We start from the raw sequence: 1,023 nt of genomic DNA, 5'->3' as shown, positions 1-1,023 counted from the left end.
CGTGGACCGTGATCGCCATGCTCGTCGCGCTGGGCATCATCGAGCCATCCAAATGGTTCTCCAGTCTTGCTGCGCATCCAAGGCGCCATCGCCTTGTTCGGCGCCCCAGCGTGCATGGCGCACGCCGGGTGATGCGCAATCCTTGACTTAACGCAATACCCTCCTGCTCGCCAGATGCGACGCTCCGCACATCGTGGGATGCCAAGGGCTTTCGGCCTGAAGGAGGTGAGGATGAACAACGACGCGTCTTTCTGGTCTTTCTGTTTTGCCAGGGCAAGCGTTCTGTTTGCCATTTATCCGCGAGGAACCCAGGGCCATCGCGTCGTCGCGGAGATTTCGGAAGATGCGCTGCGCAACGTGTTCGGAGCGCAAGGAGGCGGTGACAGCCTGTTGAATGCCTGTCGGCACCACTTCGATCTGATCGAGGAGGCGGCCCTGCAGAGGCATCGGCACGAATCCGGCAGGCCCGTCACGCTGGAAGCCAGGGACTTCGCCTTTCCAACCAGCTTCGCGACTGATTCCATCTTCTAGGACGAAAGCGAGCGATTCGCCAGATCTCGAGTGCGCCCATGGCGCACTTTGTTGCGCGGGATCAATGGCGCGCGGCCGTGTCCGTCGCACCATTGCATTCGGGCTGGCCCAGCAGCCCGCAGGTCTTGCCGCCGGGGCCGCCGGCCGACGCGGCAACAATCACAGATCCATGCACGAAAGGTCGCATGATGAAAACCGATTCGCAGTTGAAGAAGGACGTGACCACCGAACTCCAGTGGGACCCATCGATCAACGAAGCCAACGTCGGCGTCGCCGTCAAGGACGGTGTCGTCACGCTCACGGGGCACCTGGATACCTACAGAGAGAAGTTCGCCATCGAGCGGGCGGTGCAGCGCGTGCAGGGGGTCAGGGCCCTGGCCGTCGAGCTGGACGTCAAGCTGTCGCCGACGCACAAGCGCAGCGACTCGGAAATCGCGGCCGCCGCGGAATCCTCGCTCAAGTGGCACACGCAGGTACCCGATGAGAAACTTC

Annotated in this window: 2 protein-coding genes; both read left to right on the top strand. The window is 62.4% G+C overall.

Annotated elements, in window-relative coordinates; translation table 11 throughout:
- Positions 1–231: 231 nt before the first annotated feature.
- Positions 232–531, top strand: a complete 300-nt coding sequence (locus tag AC1DTN_RS37315) for a hypothetical protein (protein WP_477925125.1) — start codon at positions 232–234, stop codon at positions 529–531.
- 185 nt (positions 532–716) lie between these two features.
- A partial coding sequence (locus AC1DTN_RS37310) for a BON domain-containing protein (RefSeq protein WP_477925123.1) occupies positions 717–1,023 on the top strand: 307 nt, incomplete at its 3' end.

The organism is Rhizobium sp. 01T444, from assembly GCF_056398305.1.
The sequence above is the reverse complement of the archived record's forward strand: the minus strand, read 5'-3'. Positions and strand labels throughout refer to the sequence as shown.